Below are 849 nucleotides of genomic sequence, written 5' to 3' on the forward strand. Positions count from 1 at the left end.
TTAAGATGAACCAACGGTTCACAATCTTAGGTCGGGCATCTGGGGCTGACCTGCCCAAGAATCGAGCCGCAAGGCGAAGATGATTGGCAGACGTTGACCGCCAAGTTTTGCATTGTCTAGTTTTGAGGGTATATACTGGAAACCCGTGATTGAATGGGTGGACAGATGATACTCTTATTGTTCCCTGAAAACTGCACAGAAGAAACAAGAAAATCTAAAACAAGGGAGACTTTGTGTACTCATGTCATAAAGTTTTCCTCACTGAGGTCTTCTACCGCAAGGTAGAAAAGAACAGAATAGATTTTCCCGAGGAATCGCTGATGAAATGAAGTCATTCAGCTTGGCGCAGATTTTATGGTCTGCCGCGGAGACAAACCGGACGCATAGCAGAGCTATGTGGAGGATTTGTCGACAACGGCAGAGCGGAAAAGATACCCAAGATGGAGGGCTGAATGAATCAGTGCTTCCGAATAGCAAATTAGGATAAAGCGAAAATACCTTTAAACTGATGACAAAAGTCGTTAGACGTAAGTCAAGTTTAAAAGGGCATACGGCGGATGCCTAGGCGTTTTGAAACGAAGAAGGACGCGATCAGCTGCGATAAGCCATGACGAGCTGCAAGTAAGCATTGACTCATGGATTTCCGAATGGGGCAACCCGGCGGGAGTAACGTCCCGTCACTCTGTACTCGATACAGAGAGAAAACACCCGATGAACTGAAACATCTAAGTAGTCGGAGGAAAAGAAATCAAAGAGATTCCCTGAGTAGCGGCGAGCGAAACGGGAGGAGCCCAAACCAAGAGACTTCGGTTTCTTGGGGTTGCGGACCTGCAACAAACTGGACATTCT

The 849-nt window shown here is 46.8% G+C and carries 1 rRNA gene; it reads left to right on the forward strand.

Features of this window, described 5'->3' with window-relative positions:
* Positions 1–530: 530 nt before the first annotated feature.
* A 23S ribosomal RNA gene (locus HMPREF9166_RS12785) occupies positions 531–849 on the forward strand; the annotation flags it as partial.

This window comes from Selenomonas sp. oral taxon 149 str. 67H29BP (assembly GCF_000146365.1).
Classification (GTDB): Bacteria; Bacillota; Negativicutes; order Selenomonadales; family Selenomonadaceae; genus Centipeda; species Centipeda felix.